We start from the raw sequence: 939 nt of genomic DNA, 5'->3' as shown, positions 1-939 counted from the left end.
AATGCCACACAGGTAGAATCTGACATCTTTGAGTGGCTAAACTTTCTCTCTATCTATGATAAAGGTATCACTTGGACAGGAGCAAATGTCTTAAACTATGATTTAGACTTCTTCTTACACACAGCCAATCAGCTTAACAACACCCTAGATCAAATCGCCTCTATTGATAGAAAGACTTCTACTTCTGCTTCTACAAGGCTTGCAGCAGATATTGCTAGGAGCAATCGCCTAGTCAAGCTCTCAAACTTTAACACAAACAATGCGAGCAATGCCTTTGCAGCTCTAAGGGCTAAGTCTCTAGCCACTCTCCCCCACTATGCAGAATCTAGCAATATAGCAAGTGATACATCTCCTAGGAAAAACCCTGCCTTTTTGTATAAGTTTAGCAATCGCCACGACTTTATGAATAATGTCTGGGCGACAGCTATTGGCAGCACAAATTTTGTCAAAAATGGCAATGGCACACTCTATGGACTAAACGCTGGCTATGACCGCTTTATCCCCCTAGGGGAGAATGGGCTAATCCTTGGTGGCTCTACTTCCTATGGCTATGGGACTTACAGCGCAGATTTACTCAAAAACCACAGCCACAATGTCAATGCAGGATTCTACTCTAGGGCATTTATCGCTAATCACGAGATAGACTTCACTGCAAACTACACCCTAGGAGTGAATAATGAAGATATTGTTACAAGAGATAATGTCTGGCTTTCTTCTTTAGGACAAAGCTATGGCTACAACACCCACACAATCAACATCAATGCCCACTATGGCTACATCTTTGGCACAAGCAATAAATCCCTAGTCTTTAAGCCTATGGGAGGACTTAGCTACTATGCTATCAATGTTGGTGAGATAAATGGTGGTGATAAATTTATCAACGCCAATCCAGAGTCAAATATCACACCAGATTCTAGCAATATCGCCATACAAAGCCCC

The 939-nt window shown here is 42.1% G+C and carries 1 protein-coding gene; it reads left to right on the top strand.

Translation table 11 applies throughout. From position 1 onward, the window contains the following. Nucleotides 1-939: autotransporter outer membrane beta-barrel domain-containing protein (locus tag F4V45_RS09395; protein WP_246144996.1), on the top strand; the 939-nt coding region annotated here is incomplete at both ends.

Source organism: Helicobacter canis (assembly GCF_008693005.1).
GTDB classification, from domain to species: Bacteria; Campylobacterota; Campylobacteria; order Campylobacterales; family Helicobacteraceae; genus Helicobacter_B; species Helicobacter_B canis.
Note: the sequence above shows the minus strand (reverse complement) of the source record. Positions and strands in the feature narration are given on the sequence as shown.